This is a genomic window from Allopontixanthobacter sp. (genome assembly GCF_034376665.1).
In the GTDB taxonomy this organism is placed as follows: domain Bacteria; phylum Pseudomonadota; class Alphaproteobacteria; order Sphingomonadales; family Sphingomonadaceae; genus Allopontixanthobacter.
Map to the genome: position 1 here is coordinate 1 of NZ_JAXMJI010000118.1, position 18,884 is coordinate 18,884.

Here is an 18,884-nt window from a genome sequence, read left to right on the forward strand (position 1 = left end):
TCGCCGCGACGACCCGATCACGCAAATCCTGCGATAGTGCTTTGGTCATCCATCCTGGCCTCCTCACCAGCACGGATCCTGAATCAGAAATCTCGCGCCAGCGGAATCCTCAACGATTCAGACGCTGTGGAAAACGCTCTAAGCCGGCAGTGCCTTTTTGGCCTGCTCGATGATGCTCTTGAAAGCAGCGCCTTCATTCATCGCCAGATCGGCCATCACCTTGCGGTCGAGTTCGATACCAGCCAGCTTGGTGCCGTGCATGAACTGCGAGTAGGTCAGGCCTTCGGCGCGGACTGCGGCGTTGATCCGCTGGATCCACAAACCGCGGAATGTGCGCTTCTTGATCTTGCGATCGCGGTAAGCGTATTGGCCGGCCTTCTCGACTGCCTGGCGGGCGACGCGAATCGTGTTCTTGCGCCGACCGCGAAAGCCCTTGGCCTGCTCCAGTAACCGCTTGTGTTTGCTGCGGGTTGTTACACCGCGTTTGATGCGTGGCATATTTCAGTACTCCTAAATTCAGAACTCTGCGGTCCCTGCGGCTCAATCGAGACCGTATGGGGCCCATTTCTTGATTGTCCGGGCATCAGCGTCGGAAATCACGGAAGTGCCGCGGTTCTGGCGGATGTACTTGGCGCTGTGATGCGTCAGGCGGTGGCGTTTGCCAGCCACACCGTGCTTCACTTTGCCGGTTGCGGTGATTTTGAAGCGTTTCTTCACACCGCTCTTGGTCTTCAGCTTGGGCATTTTCGTCTCCTGTTCAGAAACACGTACGGTCAGCCCTGGCAGCCCTTACGGCCAGGCCAACTCATGAATCACGTGCAGTGAAGCGCGGGCGTATACAGCGGCTGCGCGGTAAATCAAGCGTTTCGGCGGCGGCTTGGGTCGCCGCCCTCAGCCCATGGCCTCGAGAATGTCTTCCAGCCGGGCCGGGTCGCCAAGGGCCAGCACCCGGCCGCCTTGCGAATGGGCGCTATCGGCATCCAGCGGATTGCCTTGCCAGTCCGCCATCAACCCGCCCGCGCCTTCGACGATGGGCACCAGCGCGGCGTAATCATACAGCTTCAGGCCCGCTTCGCAGACGATGTCGAGATGCCCGCCCGCCAGCAGGCCGTAATTATAGCAATCCCCGCCCCACACCACGATCTTGGAGGTTTGCGCCGCCAGCGACATGAACGCCCCGGCGTCCTCGTCCGAAAAATATTGCGGCCCGGAGGAAGCCAGCGTCGCATCGGACAGCGATTTGCAGGGCCGGGTACGAACGGGCGCGCCGTTGAAGGTCGTATCCTGGCCAATCCGGCCTGCCCACCGTTCGCGCGCCACCGGCTGGTCGATGATCCCGAGAACCGGCCAGCCGTCCTGAACCAGCGAGATCAGCGTACCGAAAATCGGCCGTCCCGCCATGAAGCTGATCGTACCGTCAATCGGATCGAGCACCCACTGGCGCCCGGCGGCTTCGTTGCTGGTGCCGTATTCCTCGCCGATGATCCCGTCGTCCGGGGCTTCGCTTTCGAGGATGGCGCGCATGGCCGCTTCGGCCGCCTTGTCCACTTCGGTTACCGGCGAGGCATCGGTCTTGCGTTCATGCGACCAGTCCCCGCGAAACAACGGGCGGATGACCGAGCCAGCCGCATCCGCCAGGCGATTCGCGAGGACCAGATCGCGCGCACTTGCCATGATCAGTCGAACAGGCTGGAGACGGAGCTTTCGTCCGCGATCCGGCGGACCGCTTCGCCGATCAGCGGTGCCACCGTAAGAATCCGGATGCGGTCGGAATCGAGTGTCGCGTCGGTAGGCAGGATGGTGTCCGAAATCACCAGTTCCTTCAGCGCGGACGCGTTTACCCGTGCTACCGCGCCGCCGGACAATACGCCGTGAGTGATGTAGGCCGCCACGCTGGAAGCCCCGCTGTCCATCAGCGCCTGCGCCGCGTTGCACAGGGTGCCGCCCGAATCGATGATATCGTCGATCAGGATGCAATGGCGTCCCTGCACATCGCCGATGATGTTCATCACTTCGGATTCGCCCGGCCGGTCACGGCGCTTGTCGACGATCGCCAGCGGCGCGTTGTCGAGCCGCTTGGCCAAGGCACGGGCGCGGACCACGCCGCCGACGTCGGGCGATATGACCATCAGGTCCTGGTCGCCGTAGCGGGCCTGGATATCGGCCGCCATCACTGGCGCGGCATAGAGGTTGTCGGTCGGGATATCGAAGAAACCCTGGATCTGGCCTGCGTGGAGATCAACCGACAGCACCCGGTCGGCACCGGCTTCGGTGATCAGGTTGGCCACCAGCTTCGCTGATATCGGCGTCCGCGGACCGGGCTTGCGGTCCTGCCTTGCGTATCCGAAATACGGCACCACCGCGGTGATTCGGCGTGCCGAGGCGCGCCGCAGCGCGTCGATTGCAATCAGCAGTTCCATCAGATTGTCGTTCGCGGGATAGCTGGTCGACTGGATCACGAACACGTCCTCGCCGCGGACATTCTCGTGAATTTCGATGAAAATCTCTTCATCGGCAAAGCGCCGGACGCTGGCATCGGTCAGCGGGATTTCCAGATAGGCCGCGATCGCCCGTGCCAGCGGCAGGTTCGAATTGGCGGCCATGATCTTCATGCGGTATTCCCTTTGACGGCGTCCATTGGTGCCCGATTAGCCAACCCGCCGCCTATTGCAACCGCGTGGGGCACTGCTCTGTTGACAGGGGGAGCACATTATCGGGACGAACTCACTCAAAGTGATGTTCGCCCTTGATCCAGCGCACCGTGCCGGAACTGGCGCGCATCACCACGCTTTCGGTCGTCATGCGCCCGCCCTTGTAACGCTTCACCCCTTCGAGCAGCGATCCCCCGGTCACCCCGGTGGCGGCAAAGATGCAATCGCCCTTGGCGAGGTCTTCCAGCTTGTAGATTCGGTCGAAATCGGTGATGCCCCATTTGCGCGCGCGGGCTTTCTCGTCGTCGTTGCGGAACACCAGACGGCCGTTGAACTGGCCGCCGACACAGCGCAGCGCGGCCGCGGCCAGCACCCCTTCCGGCGCACCGCCGCAGCCCATGTACATATCGATCGTGGTGTCTTCGTCAGTCACCGCGATGACCCCGGCCACATCGCCGTCCGGGATCAGATAGATACCGCAGCCGAGGCTGCGCAGTTCGGCAATCATCTCGGCATGGCGCGGCCGGTCAAGGACGCAGACCACAATCTCCGCCGGCGGGACACCCTTGGCCGCAGCAACCGCCCTGACGTTTTCAGTCGGGCTCTTCGCCAGGTCGATCACTCCCTCGGGATAGCCGGGGCCGACGGCGATCTTGTCCATATAGGTGTCCGGCGCATTCAGCAGGCATCCGGCTTCCGCTGCAGCCAGCACCGCCAGCGAATTGGGTCCGGCCTTGGCCGTGATTGTAGTGCCTTCCAGCGGGTCGAGCGCGATATCGATCTTGGGGCCGCGGCCAGGGGCACCGCCAACCTTCTCGCCGATATAGAGCATCGGGGCTTCGTCGCGTTCGCCTTCGCCGATCACCACCGTGCCATCGATTTCCAGCTCGTCGAACGCCCGGCGCATGGCCTCCACCGCGGCAGCATCGGCAGCCTTTTCATCGCCGCGACCGATCAGCTTCGACGCGGCGATGGCGGCAGCTTCGGTGACACGGACCATTTCCAGCACCAGCGCACGGTCCAAAACGCTGCTCTTGGTGACCCGCGCTCTAGTGGGAGCCTTGGTGCTGGCGGCAGACGTGGTGCTATCGTTCATGGCTAATTCAGTCCCTTTGGCGCGCTTATGGGGCGATTAAACAGGGAGTGGCTGAATGTCGAGAAGTGCCGGACTTGCGGCGTTGATTATGATCATCGCCGGAAATCCCGCCTATTCTCAAGGCCAGCCACCAGTCTCGGCAGAGCAAGTCGCCGAAAATGCCCGGAAGGCGTACGGTCCGCCGCCGCCAGAACCGGCCTGCGCACCTGCCCAGGGCGACGAAATCGTGGTCTGCGCGCGGCAGGAGGACAATTCCCAGTTCCGGGTAAAATCCTCCACCGAACTCGATCCGGAATCGGAAGAAGCGCTGGACGACGGCCTGCCCCGCGCACCCGATGTCGCCGGCCCCGGCATTTTCAAGGGTCCTGCGACCGTTGGCAAACTGTGTATCCCGGGCCTTCAGAAATGCCCGCCGCCGCCTGCCCTGATGATCGATCTGTCGGCCCTGCCCGAAGCCCCCGAAGGGTCGGACGCGGACAAGGTCGGCAAAGGCGAGATACCGGGCCGCTGAACCGCATTCCGACAGAAATTATCCCGCAATAATCTGCATCGCCAGAGGCGTGGCGGTCAGGCTGGGCGAAGCTTCAAGTAGCGAGAGTGCATGGGCAACATTTTTCTCCGGCCCTTCGTGCGCCACCATCGCCACCAGCACTTCGCCGCCTTCCGATACTCTGCCCTGCTGGATCAGGCTTTCGATCGAAACCCCGGCATCGCGCATCGCCGCGGTGATTTCCGCTAGCACACCGGGCCGGTCGGTGACCATGAAGCGCAGATAGGTTCGGCCGGTGCGCTCGCCCGATCCGGCTGGCGCCATCGCGATCATTTCCGCCACGGGGATCGAGAACGGAGCCGAGGTTTCGCCCCGGGCAATGTCGATCAGATCGGCCACCACCGCACTCGCTGTCGGACCATCTCCGGCGCCGGCACCCTGGAACAGCAGCCGTCCGGAGAAATTGCCTTCCGCGACCACCGCGTTGGTAGCGCCGGTAACATGCGCCAGCGGATGGCGTTTCGGCACCAGGCAGGGTTTGACCCGCTGGAGCAGGCGCGGCGAGCCGTCCCCGCCCGTTTCGACATCGGCCATCCCGATCAACCGGATGACGTAGCCGAGCGTATCCGCCTGTGCGATGTCTGCTGCACGCACCCCGGTGATTCCCTCGCAGTCCACGTGATCGAAATCGATGCAGGCCCCGAACGCGATCCCGGCCAGAATGGACAGTTTATGCGCCGCGTCGACTCCTTCGACGTCGAATGTCGGGTCCGCTTCGGCATAGCCCTTGGCCTGCGCCTCCGCGAGGACATCGGCGAAATCGGCCCCGGTCGCCTCCATTGTCGAGAGAATGTAATTGGAGGTTCCGTTGAGGATACCGTAAATCCGCTCGATGGCGTTTGCTGCGGTGCCTTCGCGCAGTCCTTTGACCACCGGAATTCCGCCTGCAACCGCCGCTTCGAATTTCAGCGGGACCGAGGCAGCTTCTGCGAGACGGGCCAGTTCCATGCCGTGATGCGCGATCATCGCCTTGTTGGCGGTCACCAGCCCTTTGGCGCAAGCAATGGTGTTGCGGGCAAGGGTCAGCGCGGGACCGTCCGAGCCGCCGACCAGTTCGACCACCACATCCACATCGCCGCGCGCGGCCATCGCGGTCATGTCGTGTTCCCAAGCAAATCGCGACAGGTCGACGCCGCGGTCCTTGGAACGGTCACGCGCGCTGACCGCCACGATTTCGAGCGGGCGGCCGGCGCGCGCGCGAACGATATCGGCGTTGGTATCCAGCAGGCGAATCATTCCCGCACCCACGGTTCCAAGGCCCGCCAGCGCGATGCGCAGCGGCTGGCCGGAAGAAAGTTGTGCCGGGGGCTGGTGGTCCTGTGCCATGATCAGATCGGTATCCTGTTGCGCGCTACGGCCGGGTCAGGAGACGGCCTCTGCGCAGGCGAACGCGATTGGGCAAGCCTTCACACGCAGAAAACAGTGTTTCGGGCGGTCGCGATCGCCGCCGTCCGGGGCGGATCGACTACAGGCGGTTGCGCGGGCAGGGTCCCAGTTGGCTCATCATGAACCGGTAGTCTGCGGCGGCCTGCGCACGCGATCCGGCATCGCGGGAGAGATTCGCTTCGCCTGGCAATTCCTCCGGCAGGAAGCAGGCGAGCCGGTACCATTCCAACGTCTCGGGCTGCGGCGGCACAGCGGACTGATCGACGATTTCACTGAAGGACACACCCCAGGTCGGCTGCTGTCCCGGACGGCGGATGACCGTAACCGAGACAGGTCCGTCACCCCGGGTCGAAAGAAACAATTGCGTCTCCGATTCGCCCACCAGGTTGCCTTCGACCGACAGAGCATCGCGTACCCCGGTGACGACTGGCGGCGCATCGGGCGCAACCAGGCCGGAAAGGATCGGCCTAACCCGCGCTTCCATTTCCGGGGTCCAGCGGATCTGCGCGCCCTGCCCCACCAACTGGATTTCTCCCGGGCGGCCCGGGACCGCTTTGGCGAACAGCAGCATCTCCTGCTTTTTCAATTTCGGTGCCCGCCCCTTCGCATCAAGGGGTACATCGACCAGATATTTGACCGATTCTCCGACCGGAGAATTGCCCGTAAGCAAGGCCAGGGTGTCGGCTTCGATATACAGCCGCGCCATGCCGGGGGACAGTCCGGGCGCGCGCTCAGCCTTGACTTCGGCTTGTTTGCGAATCTCGACCCGCAGGACCAGATTCGCCGCATCGGCGAGGTCAACGAGGTCGGCATAAGTCGATTCGCGAGCATTCGGCGCGGCTTGTGCAATTGCCGTGTTCAAAGGGGCGGACAGCACCGATCCAGCAAGCAATGCAATGCTCAAAGTTTTCAAAAGATACGACATTACGTGTTTTTCCACTATGATTATTGCGCTAGTCGTGGTGCGATTCGCGTCAGTATCGTTTGATCAGTTGCGCAGTGAATCTGCAGTTAACCGACAAAGCGATTGCTTGGACCGATCTTCGAAGCTAATGCAATGCCGCGATTGAATGAAGCCAATAAGACAAGTTCAATCAGGCCCATACCGGGCCACTCGGGTCCGGTCGGCCGCACAGGCAACCAAATTCGTTTGGCCATCAGGGTGGACAGCAAGGAATATGCTCTGGCAGAGGGGACTCTGACCTGAGCCGTTTGGGTAGGTGTATTCGCCTGCCCGCAGACTATGGAGTGATGCGACTGAATGGCCTACGCTGACCAACAGATGAGCGGTAACCGGATTATCGCTTTGATCATTGTGGGGTTGATCCATGTGGCCTTGGGCTATGCGCTGATCACTGGGCTCGCCTATGAGGCGGTATCCAAGGCAATCGAGCGCGTGACAACGGTCGACATCGAAGAACCGCCGCCACCCGAACCCGAAGACGAGCCGCCGCCACCGCCGGAGCCGGATCGTGCGCCGCCGCCGCCGGTTGCGCCGCCGCCGCCGATCAGCATTGCGGTATCGCCGCCGCCCATCCGTACGCAGCCGACCATCCCGCCGCCGGCACCGCCGGCGTTGCGAATTCCGCCTGCGCCGGTCGGCCCGCCACCGCCGCCGCCACCGCCGCGGGTTCAGCCCAAAGGTGCCGAACCGCGCGGCAACCCCGCCAACTGGGCAACCGCCAACGACTATCCCTCCCGTGCACTTCGCGAGGAACGTGAAGGAACCACCGGTTTCCGTGTCACTGTCAGCACGGACGGCAGGGTATCGGATTGCACTGTCACCAGGTCCAGCGGCCACGCGGATCTCGATGATGCAACCTGCAAGAATATCACCCGGCGCGCCCGGTTCCGGCCGGCAACCGATGGCAATGGGAATCCGACCACGGACACCTATTCGAACGCGATACGGTGGGTGATACCCGAATAACCGGTAGCGCCCGGTCCGAGGGCGGGCCGGCGATACCTTTATGTTTTTTTTTGAACAGCTTCTTTCTGAGAGGAAACTCGCAATGCTTATCGAACTTCTTACCGCAGCCACTAACGCAGCACCGCAGAACAAATTTGGCTTCATCGAAGCCATGGAACAGGGCGGCCTGATCGCCTGGTCGATCTTCAGCGTGCTGGTCATTATGTCCGTTGGTTCTTTCTACATCCTGATTACCAAGTGGATGGAACAGCAGAAAGTCTTCAACCAGCACAAGCAGATCCAGGCCGGTTTCTGGCGTGCGGGTTCGCTGAAAGAAGGCGTTACCAAGCTTGAGAAGAACGGCGCATGGCGCCAGCTGGTCGAAGATGGCCTTGCTGCAGAAGCGCAGCATACCCAGATGACCGACAGCCTCGAAGCGCATGACTGGATGCACGGTTCGCTGGCGCGTTCGGAAGCGGCGATCAATTCGAAGCTTGCCGGCGGCCTGCCATTCCTCGCATCGGTTGGTGCAACCGCACCGTTCGTCGGCCTGCTCGGCACGGTTATCGGTATCTACCGCGCGCTGATCAACATCGGTCTCGCCGGATCGGCCTCGATCGACAAGGTTGCCGGCCCGGTTGGCGAAGCCCTGATCATGACCGCCATCGGTCTGCTCGTGGCTGTGCCTGCGGTGCTTGCCTATAACTGGCTGCAGAGCCGCAACAAGCGGATCGGCGAACTGCTCGCGGGCTTCTCGACCGACCTGCTGGCCAACATCAACTCCAAGGGTGCCGTTCGTCCGGCCGTTATGACCAAGGCATCGACTCAGCAAGCTGGCGCAGCCGCCAAGCCTGCTGCCCGTCCGATCACCGCACCCAAGGCCTGATCGCGATTTTCGGGGCGGCTGGAACGGCCGCCCCGGACAATCTCCCAAGCGATCCAATGTATTTATTAGTCCAGGATAGGATTTAGCCATGGCAATTTCGGCAGGCGGCGGTGGCTTTGATACGCCGATGTCAGACATCAACACCACGCCGCTCGTCGACGTGATGCTGGTGCTCCTCATCATCTTCCTTATCGCGGTTCCGGTTGCGATCCAGACGATCGACAAGCTCCGGCTGCCGATCATGGTATCTGTCGAATCGAAAGATAAGGTGGAAAATCTCCTGCTGACCATCAGCACGACCGATTCCGCAGGTCGTAGCGCTGGCGAGCCAGGCTTCGAAGGCGCGTCGCGCAATGGCCAATGCCGGATCTATTTCAACAATACGACCCCGGTGACCTCGCAGGAACTGTACGACGATGCTTTCAAGCGGCTCGATGACATCGTGACCCGTGCCGGCGGCCCCGAAGTGATCATGCAGGATCCCGATCTGATCCCGCAGGTGCACATCCGCGGCGACGTGAATGCACCGTGGCAGTGCGTTGCAGGGACGATCTACAACGTGCAGGCAGCTGGCTATCCAACTGTTGGCTTCATTTCCAATCCGGTCGACCCCAACGGCTGACCGGTCCGATCGGGCTGGCAGCGGCCTGCCTGATCACGGAACCAACTTCGGGCCTGGCGATGCCGGGCTGAATATTCAGGAGTAAACCCACGATGGCAATTTCAGGCGGCAAGGACGACGGTTCGCCGATGATGGAAATGAACACGACGCCGCTGATCGACGTCATGCTCGTTTTGCTCATCATGTTCATCATCACCATCCCGGTAGCGACACATTCGGTCGATATCGATCTGCCGCAGCCAAGCGCTGAACCGCCGCCACTGGACCAGGTCGATCCGATCAAGAACAAGATCGTTCTCACTCAGACCGGTGAAATCCTGTGGAACGGCACTGCGATCAACGACAACGAACTGGTGCGCAACCTGCAGGAAACCATGGCGTTCCAGGTCGAGCCGGAACTGCAGTTCGAACCCGAGCCGCTGGCAAGCTACGAACTGTCGGCCAAGGTGCTGAATATCATCAAGGGCTCCGGCGTCACGAAGTTCGGCTTCGTCGGCAACGAGAAGTATCGCGAATTCGGAAAAGCCGGCGCCTGAGCGTACGCGGCAATCCCTGAACTCTCAAACGAAGGGGGCGGAGCAATCCGCCCCTTTTTTTGTTGGGTACCGCAGAGCATAGCCCTTTCCTCCTCCTCCCCTGGTTCCGGACGATCAGCTCCGAACGGAATGGCTCTTGCTGTTATGAGCTATATGTGTGATGATATATCATTGATAAACATCATTGGAGAGAGAACATGGCAGCTTCCTTCGTAGCCTCCGCTCCAGGCACCGCCCCTCAGCCGATGGGCGCGATGAACACCACGCCGCTGATAGACGTGATGCTCGTCCTGCTAATCATGTTCATCATCACCATTCCGGTCGCCACCCATTCGGTGGATCTCAACCTTCCGCGGGGCGATGTCGTCGCTCCGCTGTTCGCGGACAAGAACAAGGTCGTCATCGACGCGCAGGACCGTATCTACTGGAATGGCCAGACCGTTACCGAGACGGAGCTAGCGAGCCTGCTGAGGGATACGCTGCTGCTGGATGTCGAGCCGGAACTGCAGTTCGAACCCGATGCGATGGCCAGCTACCGGGTTTCCGCGCGGATGCTCAACACCATTAAAGCGAGCGGCGTTACCAAGTTCGGCTTCGTCGGCACCGAACGGTATCGCGAATTCGGCAAGTAATCCGCGCGGCGCCTCAGTCGCTGTCGCCCTCCCGAAACGGATCGGCACGCATTGCCACGCCCGCCAGGCTTTCTGCTTCCAGCAGCAGCTCGTCATCGACCGCACCCTGCGGCACGCTCTCACGCCCGATCATGACCATGACCGGCACCGCCATCGGGCTGACCCGGTCGAGACGCACATGCACCGTCTGCTCCTCGGCCCGGTCGAGCAACGCGCCCAGCCGGCCGATATCGGTCATTTTCGCGCGAGCATCGGCCCAGGCCGCATCCAGCAGGATATGGTCCGGTTCGTACTTGCGAAGCACGTCGTAGATCAGGTCGGTCGAGAAACTCACCTGCCTGCCGCTCTTGCGCTGCCCCGGCTGTTGCCGTTCGACCAGCCCGCCGATCACCGCCACCTCGCGGAATGCGCGCCGGAGCAGATGCGAACTTTCCACCCAGGCGGCGAATTCTTCGCCGAGAATATCCGAGGACAACAGCGGCACCGGATCGTCGATCCGCTTCAGCCCCCACACCGCCAGCGAATAATCATTGGCAACAAAGCCGCCGGGCTGCAGGCCCATATTCTCCATCCGCCGGGTGAGCAGCATCCCCAGCGACTGGTTCGCGTTCCACCCCTCGAAGGTGTAAAACACGCTGTATTCCCGGTTCGCATGCGGGAAGCTTTCAACCAGCAACTGGCCAGGTCCAGGCATGACGGAGCGGTAATCCTGCATCTCCAGCCATTCGCGGACATCATCCGGAAAGCGGCCCCATCCGGCCCGGTCATCCAGTATCTCGCGAACCCGGTCTGCCAGATGCGTCGTCAGCGGCATCCGCGCACCTCCATAGGATGGGATCATCGCCGATTTCTTCGAAGCCCGGACGATAACTTCGCCGTCCTTGATCCGCTCGACCTCCAGGCTGACCCCGGCAAAGGCAAAGGTATCGCCGGGAGACAGGCTCGCCGCAAAGCGTTCTTCCACCCGCCCGAGCGACCGTCCGTTGCGAAAGCGGACGTCGTACATTTGGCTGTCGATGATGATCCCGGCGTTGAGCCGGTGCCGAGCCGCCTGCTCGGGGTGGCTAAGGCGCCACACACCGCCGGGTTCGCGGGTGATCCGCTTGAACCGGTCGTAAGCGGTCAGCGAATAGCCGCCAGTCGCGACGAAATCGAGCACCCGCTGCCAGATCGTCTCGTCGATCCAGTTGTAGGTCGGGGCGGAGCGCACCTCGGCCAGCAATTCGGCTTCGTCAAAAGGTGCGGCGCAGGCGCAACCCATGATGTGCTGGGCCAGGACGTCGAGTCCGCCGGGCAGGAAATCCTCCCCGTCACGCTGGCCCTGATCGACCGCTTCCTTGGCTGCCGTCGCCTCGAGAAATTCGAACCGGTTGCCCGGCACCAGCACCGCACGGCTGGGCTGGTCGAGGCGGTGGTTGGCCCGGCCGATCCGCTGCAGCAGCCGGGAGGAGCCCTTGGGCGCGCCCATCTGCACCACCAGATCGACGTCGCCCCAATCGACCCCGAGATCGAGACTGGCGGTTGCCACCAGGGCGCGCAATTCGCCGCGCGCCATCGCGCCTTCGACCTTGCTCCGCGCCTCCCTGGACAGCGATCCGTGATGGATGCCGATCGGCAGCTTGTCCTCGTTCACGTCCCACAGGTGCTGGAAGATATATTCCGCCAGAAACCGGGTGTTGGTGAAGATCAGCGCGGTCTGGTTGACCCGGATAAGATCGTAGACCTGCGGGATCGCCCAGATCGCCGCGTGGCCGCCCCAGGGAACCCGCTCCTCTTCTGGCAAGAGTATCTCGATTTCCGGCGGCGCGCCTTCCTCGCCGATGACCAGTTCCACCGCGCCGACATCGCCCCACGGGGCCAGCCAGGCGCGGAATTCCTCCGGCCGGGCAAGGGTGGCCGACAGCGCTGCCCGCTGCACGCCAGGCGCGATGGCCTGCAACCGGCTGAGGCTCAGCGCCAGCAGGTCGCCGCGCTTGCCGGTCGCGAAGGCATGGACCTCGTCGATGACGATCCGTTTGAGGGTTTTGAACAAGTCGAAGCTGTCGGGATAGGACAGGAGCAGCGAAAGCGATTCGGGCGTCGTCAGCAGGATATGCGGGGGCCTGACGCGCTGGCGTTTCTTGCGATCGGAAGGGGTATCCCCGCTGCGGGTCTCGATGCGGACCGGCAGGCCCATCTGTTCGACAGGGATCACCAGATTGCGCTGCACATCATGCGCCAGCGCTTTCAGCGGCGAGACGTAGAGCGTGTGCAGCCCTTCCGGCGGGCACTCATCGCCAATCTGGCTGGGGCAGAAATCGGCCAGCGTCGGCAGGAATCCCGCCAGAGTCTTGCCAGCCCCCGTGTCGGCCACCAGCAAAGTGTGCTGCCCGGCCCGGCTGGCGGTAAACATATCCTGCTGATGGCTGCGGATGCGCCAGCCGCGCCGGGAGAACCAGTTTTCAATCTCCGGAGGGAAAATCGCCTGCATCACCGCTCAAGCGATGGGCGCAGGCCATCGGTTCCGCAAGGCCGGCATCAATGCGCTGCATTCTCGCCGCGTTCGAGACCCGACAAAGCGAGTTGTTCGTCGATCTGACCCATCAACCTTTCCAGCCCTGCCTCGGTCTCGCTCTCGGCCCGCGCAACCAACACATCCTGCGTGTTGGACGCGCGCAGTAGCCACCAGCCGTCGTCGTTGGTCACCCGAACCCCGTCGGTGCCGTCGACCACCGCGTCGGTGCGTGACAGGCGGTCCTTGACCTCCTCGACCGCGGCAAATTTCCGGCTTTCATCGACCTGAAAGCGCATTTCCGGGGTGTTGACCATCGCGGGCATCGCGCTGCGCAATTCAGTGACCGATTTTCCCAGCCGCGCCGACGCCGCAATCAGCCGGATCCCGGCATAGAGCGCGTCATCGTACCCGTAATAGGTATCGGCAAAAAACACATGTCCGCTCATTTCTCCGGCCAGCGGCGAATAAGTTTCCTTCATTTTGGATTTAATCAGGCTGTGGCCGGTCTTCCACATCAGCGGCTTTCCGCCATGCGCGGAAATGTGCTCGAACAGCGTCCGGGAGGCCTTCACATCCGCGATTACCGTAGCGCCGGGCATGCGCGCCAGGAGGTCCTCGGCATAGATCATCAGCAATTGATCGCCCCAGATGACCCGACCTTCGCCGTCAATCGCGCCGATCCGGTCGCCATCACCGTCGAATGCCACTCCGAAATGAAGCTTCTTCTCCGCGACCAGCGCACGCAGGTCCTCCAGATTGGCCTCCACAGTCGGGTCCGGATGATGATTGGGGAAATTGCCATCGACGTCAGTAAACAGGAGATGATGCTCGCCAGGCAGGCGCGCGGCGAGGGCCTCGAGTGCGGGTCCGGCGGCCCCATTGCCAGCGTCCCAGCCGATGCGGAGACCGTCAAGAACATCCGGCTCGAGGCCATCAAGGCCGAGCAGGAGGCGGTCGATATATTCTTCGAGGACCGGGCGGCTTTCCACCGATCCGGTGCCATCGTCCCAATCGCCCGCCGCGGCCATCTTGCCGATCGTAAGGATATCCTCCCCGAAAAACGGGCGTCCCTGAAATACCATCTTGAAGCCATTGTAATTGGCGGGATTGTGGCTGCCTGTTATCTGAATGCCGCCATCCACATCTTCGGCTGACGCCTCGGCATAATACAGCATCGGTGTAGCGCTCATCCCGATCGCCACGACATCGCAGCCGCTGGCGTTGATACCTTCGATCAGGGCGTGTTCCAGAATTGGCGAACTGACCCTGCCGTCATACCCCACGGCAATGCGCGATCCGCCGGCACGGCGCATCAGCGTGGCGAAGCTGCGGCCGATTGCCCGGGCATCGTCCGGCCCCAGCGTTTCGCCGATGATCCCGCGAATATCGTATTCCCTGAGGACTGTCGGATCGAAATTATAGCTCATGTCGGTTCCTCAAATGGAAGGGGGTATCTGGCCGATCAGCAGGTCGCGCGCGGCGTTTGCCTCGTGCACCTGCGCGTTCGTGCCGCCGCGGTCAGGATGGACCGACGCGACCAGACGCCGATGCGCGTCCAGCACTTCCTGGCGCGAAGCCTCAGCGGAAACCCCGAGTAGTTGGCGAGCATGGCGCAGCGCCTGCTGGTGGGTGCTGGTCCTGGCCGAGAGGAATTCCCACGGCCATTTGCCCAACGCCAGCTTGCAACCGAGCGCGATCACAGCTGCAATCACCAGCAACCGTATCATGCTGCTGCTGCCTTCGGGCCGGACGGGCCGGATGGACGCGCATCGCCGGAAACTGGTCCAGCCTGCGGCAGATTGAGCCCGGAGAGCAACGCCCGCATTTCCTGACGCGCAACCACGTGGCTGGTGCCCAGTTCGCCCAGGTGCCCCTTGTCCAGCAGCGTCAGCCCCGAAGGGAAAAGTTCACGGTAGATCACGCGTTCGGACAATCCCTTGGCAACCCGGAAACCGGCTCGTTTGGATAACTCCTTCAGCGCCTTTTCGATCCGAAGCTTGTTGCGTGCCTCGACATGCCCGGTGCGGTTGCGAACCACCACCCAGTCGATTTCCTGGCGGCGCGACAGGGCGCGGGTCTTGCGGGCATCCCAGATCAGTTCGGCATAGAAGCTGAGGCGGCGAACCTTGAAGGTCTCGGCATCGACCTGTCCGATAAGGTCGAAATCGACGAAACTGTCGTTCAGCGGCGTCACCAGCGTATCCGCCTCCGTCGCGGCATGGCGGGCGAAGGGATCGTCCCGGCCCGGCGTGTCGACAATCAGGAAATCCGCGCCCTCGCCCAACCGGCGCGCCGCTTCCTCGAATTCCTCCACGCTGGAGCCAGTGAAGGTTTCGACTTTCGCGCCGGGCAGGGTGATCCCCCGGCGAACCTCGGTCTCGCCGCGGTTTTCGAAATAGCGGGCAAACGTGCGCTGGCGCGGGTCGAGATCGATCGCGGCTACCTTCGCGCCGCGATAGGCCAGGGCAACCGCGACGTGGACGGCGGTTGTGGATTTTCCGGTTCCGCCCTTCTCGTTCGCGAAGGTAATCCGGTGTGGAGCTTTATCGGGCACGGAGCTGGCTGATCCTTCAGGGTATGGCCGGACATTTGCCGGTGTTTCGAATGCGTTCGATGGACGTTGTTTTTGCCCCCTGCGAAAGGCTAGTGGGCAAGGTCAGTTCTTTTATCGGAGGGGTCCGCCCCGTGCAAACCATCACCCGTCTGGATATGTTGAGAAATAATGTCGCTTGGTTACGCCGCGATGGCGCTACACTGGCGTTGGTGCCGACCATGGGCGCGCTCCATGAAGGGCACCTGACGCTGGTGCGCGAAGCCCGGAGGCGGGCGGACCATGTTTGCGTGTCGATATTCGTCAACCCCATGCAGTTCGGCCCGAACGAGGATCTGGACGCCTACCCGCGCCAGCTCGAGGCGGATTCGGCGCTGCTGGAAGCTGAGGGAGTGGAACTGCTGTGGGCACCGTCGGTGGAGGAAATGTATCCGGGCGGCTTCGCGACCAGCATTTCCGTCGCCGGTGTGACGGAGAATTTCTGCGGTGCCGACCGTCCCGGCCATTTCGACGGCGTGGCGACGGTAGTGTGCAAACTGTTCAACCAGGTCCGCCCCGATATCGCCTGCTTCGGGGAAAAGGACTGGCAGCAACTGGCGACCATTCGCCGCATGGCCCGCGACCTCGACCTGCCCGCGCCCATGGCGGGCAGCATCGTCGGCATTCCGACCGTGCGCGAAGCGGACGGCCTCGCGATGAGCAGCCGCAACCGCTACCTAACGCCGGAAGACCGCGCCGCTGCCGCCGCCCTGCCGCGCGCCATGCGGGACGCGATCGGGAGGATCGAAGCGGGTGAATCCGTCTCCGCCACCCTCACTGCGCTGAAGGACCGGCTGACAGAGGCAGGCTTCACCTCGGTCGATTATGCCGATCTCGCCGATGCCGACAGCCTGCGGCCGCTGACAGCCCTCGCCGCAACCCCCGCCCGCCTGCTGGTCGCCGCCCGCATCGGCGGAACGCGGCTGATCGACAACATGGCCGTAGGCGCAGCGACGGTATAGCTCAGCAGAACGATGCCAAGCTGCACGGCGCGGCGAGTGGTCAGACTGGCTGCGAGCGGGCCAGATATTCGTCCTTCAGCTTGCGCTTGTACAGCTTGCCGTTCGCCTCACGCGGGAGTTCGGGGCGGAAATCGAACAGGCGCGGCAGTTTGAGGCGGGCGAGTTCGCCGGACAGATACTCGCGCAATTCGGCTGCGAGCGCGTCGCCCGCTTCGGCCATGTCGACCGGTTGGACCACCGCCACCACGCATTCGCCCATCTCCGCATCGGGCGCGCCGATGACAGCGGCGTCCATTACCTTGGGATGGCCGACAAGCAGATTCTCGATCTCCTGCGGGTAGATATTGACCCCGCCCGAGATGATCATGTTGCTGCGGCGGTCGGTCAGATAGAGGAAGCCGTCTTCGTCGAGCCGCCCGATGTCGCCCAGGGTGGTCCAGCCCCGGGCATGGGTCACTTCGGCGGTTTTCGCGTCGTCCTTGTGATAGGCGAAGGGGTGCGGACTTTCGAAGTAGATCACGCCTTCCTGCCCCACGGGGACCTCGCGGCCGGAACCGTCGCAGACATGGACCGTGCCAAGGATTGCGCGCCCGACCGAGCCGGGATGGGCCAGCCAGTCCTCGGAACCGACCATGGTCATCCCGTTGCCTTCGCTGCCGGCGTAATATTCCCAGATAACCGGCCCCCACCAGTCGATCATCGCCTGCTTCACCGGTACCGGACAGGGCGCGGCGGCGTGGATTGCGTGCTGGTGCGAGGACAAGTCGTACCGGCTGCGCACGTCTTGGGGCAATTTGAGCAGGCGGACGAAATGCGTCGGCACCCACTGGCTTTCGGTGATGCGGTATTTCTCGATCGCGGCCAGAGCGCCTTCGGGATCGAATTTCTCCATCACCACCACCGTCCCGCCAAGGCGGTGGACCGTGGTGCTCCAGGCCAGCGGGGCGGCGTGATACAGCGGTGCGGGGGAGAGATACCGGCTGCTGCCGTCGGCAGGGAAGTGGAACACGTGCACCGCCAGCATCATCAGCGGAGTTCCGGCCTGCACCGAGGGGTCGGACGGCGGCGCGGGGACGATGCCCTTGGGCCGGCCGGTGGTGCCCGAACTATAAAGCATCAGGCGCCCGGCGGACTGATCGGCAATCGGTGTGGCCGGGCATGCGGATAACGCGGCTTCCGCAGAATTTTCGCCGTCCCCGCCGTAGGCCAGCACTGGCAGATCAAGACCCGCCGCCTGCATCTGTTCCACGAGGCCGCCGAACAACTTTGTGGTCAGCAGCAGCCGCGCGTCGCTGTCTCCGAGAATATAAGAGATTTCCGTTGCGGTAAGATGGGTGGATATCGGCACCAGGATGATGCCCGACCTTTGTGCCGCCCAGTAAACCTCGTAATAGCGGGGCGAATTTTCCATCAGCACGGCTATGGCATCCCCCGCTGTCAGCCCGCGGGCACGCAGCAGCTGCGCAATGCGGTTGGCGGCGTCGTCCATTTCGCCATAGGTGATCGTCTCGCCGCTGCCCGCCATGATCACCGCCGGGTGATCGGGCCGCGTCTGCGCGTGCTGTATCGGATGCATGGTGTTCCTCTTCCGCTGGCAGATTAGCCGGACTGCCGAGCACAACAAGGGAAAACGGAACGGCGAGCGGTGCTCAGTCCGGACTTTTCACCGGGTAAAGAAAAAGGCGGCAGGATCGCTCCTGCCGCCTCGTTCAAGACACCCTCTCCGATGTCAAAATGTATGTCAGCCCTGCCAATTAATCGGCGCGGATTATTCGGGGCCGCCCTGACCACCCTCGTCCATCACCAGCGCGAAAGCCTGCTGCGCTTCGGATTCGACCATGTAGGGGATGGGATTTACCGCTTCGCCGTCCATCCGCACTTCGTAATGCAGGTGAGGGCCGGTCGAACGTCCGGTCGAACCGACATAACCGATGATTTCACCCTTGTTCACGCGCTGTCCGGCGGCAACCGCCAGGCGCGACAAATGCGCATACCGCGTTTCCAGGGCCGCACCGTGCTGGAGCGAGATATACAGGCCGTAGCTGTTGAAATGGTCGGCACGCGACACGACCCCGTCGGCGGTGGCATAGACCGGCGTCCCCGTCGGGGCGGCGAGATCGACACCCTTGTGTGCTCGGCGACCGCCAATCACGGGATGGGTGCGCATTCCATAATCGCTGGTCAGTCTGGCGGCAGCAAGCGGCATGATCGAAGGGATCGCGATGGTGGCGGTGGGAGCGGGAGAGATCGTGCCAGCTCCGTCGACGGACGGCCAGCTGGCGAAAAGATTGCGGAATTGTTCATCACCGCCGCCCATCGGGGAAGTTCGGGCATCGCGCGCTGCGGCGGTTATGTCGGCTGAGGCTGCGCTGGAATTGGCGAGAGCGGGATGGGCACCCATAGTCAGAAAACCGAAGAGTATTGCAGCCGCTGCAAACATCCGGCTTTGCTTGAAATTAGCTATCACAGACCCGTCCTTTTCTGCGATGCCTTGAATCACCGCCGAGACCCCGTTTCCTGTCCGGCCCGCGAATTGCAGCCCGCCATGAAACTTTTTTGAAACGATACGG

General features: G+C 62.7%; 20 protein-coding genes. 7 read left to right on the plus strand and 13 right to left on the minus strand.

Going from position 1 to position 18,884, the window contains the following annotated elements; translation table 11 throughout:
- Positions 1-138 precede the first annotated feature (138 nt).
- From rplT to glpX, 5 genes are all read right to left on the minus strand, one after another.
- On the minus strand, positions 139-498 hold the full coding sequence (gene rplT / locus U0988_RS13485) for a 50S ribosomal protein L20 (protein ID WP_322293144.1): 360 nt from the start codon (positions 496-498) through the stop codon (positions 139-141).
- A 42-nt stretch (positions 499-540) separates the two neighbouring features.
- Positions 541-744, minus strand: coding sequence for a 50S ribosomal protein L35 (rpmI, locus tag U0988_RS13490; RefSeq protein WP_160756267.1), 204 nt, complete (start codon positions 742-744; stop codon positions 541-543).
- A 147-nt stretch (positions 745-891) separates the two neighbouring features.
- Positions 892-1,674 carry an inositol monophosphatase family protein gene (locus U0988_RS13495; RefSeq protein ID WP_322293145.1) on the minus strand — a complete coding sequence of 261 codons (783 nt, stop codon included), beginning with the start codon at positions 1,672-1,674 and terminating at the stop codon, positions 892-894.
- Between the two features lie 2 nt (positions 1,675-1,676).
- Entirely contained in the window at positions 1,677-2,612 is a 936-nt protein-coding gene (locus U0988_RS13500; protein WP_322293146.1) for a ribose-phosphate pyrophosphokinase, read from the minus strand.
- A gap of 112 nt (positions 2,613-2,724) precedes the next feature.
- The gene (gene glpX, locus U0988_RS13505; protein ID WP_322293147.1) at positions 2,725-3,747 is read right to left on the minus strand and encodes a class II fructose-bisphosphatase; all 1,023 of its coding nucleotides are present in this window, start codon (positions 3,745-3,747) and stop codon (positions 2,725-2,727) included.
- 55 nt (positions 3,748-3,802) lie between these two features.
- Here glpX and U0988_RS13510 point away from each other — a divergent pair, with 55 nt between their 5' ends.
- Positions 3,803-4,258: a hypothetical protein gene (locus tag U0988_RS13510; RefSeq protein WP_322293148.1), complete on the plus strand. Its 456-nt coding sequence runs from the start codon at positions 3,803-3,805 to the stop codon at positions 4,256-4,258.
- Positions 4,259-4,276: 18 nt separating this feature from the next.
- Here the strand turns inward: U0988_RS13510 and U0988_RS13515 are convergent, their stop codons facing one another.
- Together U0988_RS13515 and U0988_RS13520 are read right to left on the minus strand one after the other, a co-directional pair.
- The gene (locus U0988_RS13515) at positions 4,277-5,623 is read right to left on the minus strand and encodes a homoserine dehydrogenase (protein WP_322293149.1); all 1,347 of its coding nucleotides are present in this window, start codon (positions 5,621-5,623) and stop codon (positions 4,277-4,279) included.
- A 139-nt stretch (positions 5,624-5,762) separates the two neighbouring features.
- Positions 5,763-6,545, minus strand: coding sequence for a hypothetical protein (locus tag U0988_RS13520; RefSeq protein ID WP_322293150.1), 783 nt, complete (start codon positions 6,543-6,545; stop codon positions 5,763-5,765).
- Between the two features lie 399 nt (positions 6,546-6,944).
- On the opposite strand from U0988_RS13520, the gene U0988_RS13525 reads away from it, so the two are divergent.
- The 5 genes from U0988_RS13525 (at position 6,945) to U0988_RS13545 (ending at position 10,268) form a co-directional block, all read left to right on the plus strand.
- Positions 6,945-7,613 (plus strand): energy transducer TonB, encoded by a 669-nt coding sequence (locus U0988_RS13525; RefSeq protein ID WP_322293151.1) that lies wholly within the window; start codon positions 6,945-6,947, stop codon positions 7,611-7,613.
- A gap of 82 nt (positions 7,614-7,695) precedes the next feature.
- Positions 7,696-8,478 carry a MotA/TolQ/ExbB proton channel family protein gene (locus tag U0988_RS13530; protein WP_322293152.1) on the plus strand — a complete coding sequence of 261 codons (783 nt, stop codon included), beginning with the start codon at positions 7,696-7,698 and terminating at the stop codon, positions 8,476-8,478.
- 88 nt (positions 8,479-8,566) lie between these two features.
- Positions 8,567-9,100, plus strand: coding sequence for an ExbD/TolR family protein (locus tag U0988_RS13535; RefSeq protein WP_322293153.1), 534 nt, complete (start codon positions 8,567-8,569; stop codon positions 9,098-9,100).
- Positions 9,101-9,192: 92 nt separating this feature from the next.
- Complete coding sequence (locus tag U0988_RS13540) at positions 9,193-9,636, plus strand: biopolymer transporter ExbD (RefSeq protein ID WP_322293154.1); 444 nt, start codon at positions 9,193-9,195, stop codon at positions 9,634-9,636.
- A gap of 197 nt (positions 9,637-9,833) precedes the next feature.
- Positions 9,834-10,268: a biopolymer transporter ExbD gene (locus tag U0988_RS13545; protein WP_322293155.1), complete on the plus strand. Its 435-nt coding sequence runs from the start codon at positions 9,834-9,836 to the stop codon at positions 10,266-10,268.
- A gap of 13 nt (positions 10,269-10,281) precedes the next feature.
- Here U0988_RS13545 and U0988_RS13550 read toward each other — a convergent pair whose 3' ends face one another.
- From U0988_RS13550 to U0988_RS13565, 4 genes are read right to left on the minus strand one after another with little or no spacing between them, the layout of a single operon-like run.
- On the minus strand, positions 10,282-12,738 hold the full coding sequence (locus U0988_RS13550; protein ID WP_322293156.1) for a ligase-associated DNA damage response DEXH box helicase: 2,457 nt from the start codon (positions 12,736-12,738) through the stop codon (positions 10,282-10,284).
- Between the two features lie 47 nt (positions 12,739-12,785).
- Positions 12,786-14,189 (minus strand): phosphoglucomutase/phosphomannomutase PgmG, encoded by a 1,404-nt coding sequence (gene pgmG / locus U0988_RS13555; RefSeq protein ID WP_322293157.1) that lies wholly within the window; start codon positions 14,187-14,189, stop codon positions 12,786-12,788.
- Between the two features lie 9 nt (positions 14,190-14,198).
- On the minus strand, positions 14,199-14,489 hold the full coding sequence (locus U0988_RS13560; RefSeq protein WP_322293158.1) for a molecular chaperone DnaJ: 291 nt from the start codon (positions 14,487-14,489) through the stop codon (positions 14,199-14,201).
- Positions 14,486-15,316 (minus strand): division plane positioning ATPase MipZ, encoded by an 831-nt coding sequence (locus U0988_RS13565; protein ID WP_322293159.1) that lies wholly within the window; start codon positions 15,314-15,316, stop codon positions 14,486-14,488. The genes U0988_RS13560 and U0988_RS13565 overlap by 4 nt, the downstream gene beginning before the upstream one ends.
- A 131-nt stretch (positions 15,317-15,447) precedes the next feature.
- Between U0988_RS13565 and panC the strand changes: the two genes are divergently transcribed.
- Complete coding sequence (gene panC, locus U0988_RS13570; protein WP_322293160.1) at positions 15,448-16,314, plus strand: pantoate--beta-alanine ligase; 867 nt, start codon at positions 15,448-15,450, stop codon at positions 16,312-16,314.
- A gap of 40 nt (positions 16,315-16,354) precedes the next feature.
- Here the strand turns inward: panC and U0988_RS13575 are convergent, their stop codons facing one another.
- Together U0988_RS13575 and U0988_RS13580 are read right to left on the minus strand one after the other, a co-directional pair.
- On the minus strand, positions 16,355-17,890 hold the full coding sequence (locus tag U0988_RS13575) for an acyl-CoA synthetase (protein ID WP_322293161.1): 1,536 nt from the start codon (positions 17,888-17,890) through the stop codon (positions 16,355-16,357).
- A 192-nt stretch (positions 17,891-18,082) separates the two neighbouring features.
- Positions 18,083-18,715: a M23 family metallopeptidase gene (locus U0988_RS13580; RefSeq protein WP_416172399.1), complete on the minus strand. Its 633-nt coding sequence runs from the start codon at positions 18,713-18,715 to the stop codon at positions 18,083-18,085.
- Between the last annotated feature and the right edge of the window lie 169 nt (positions 18,716-18,884).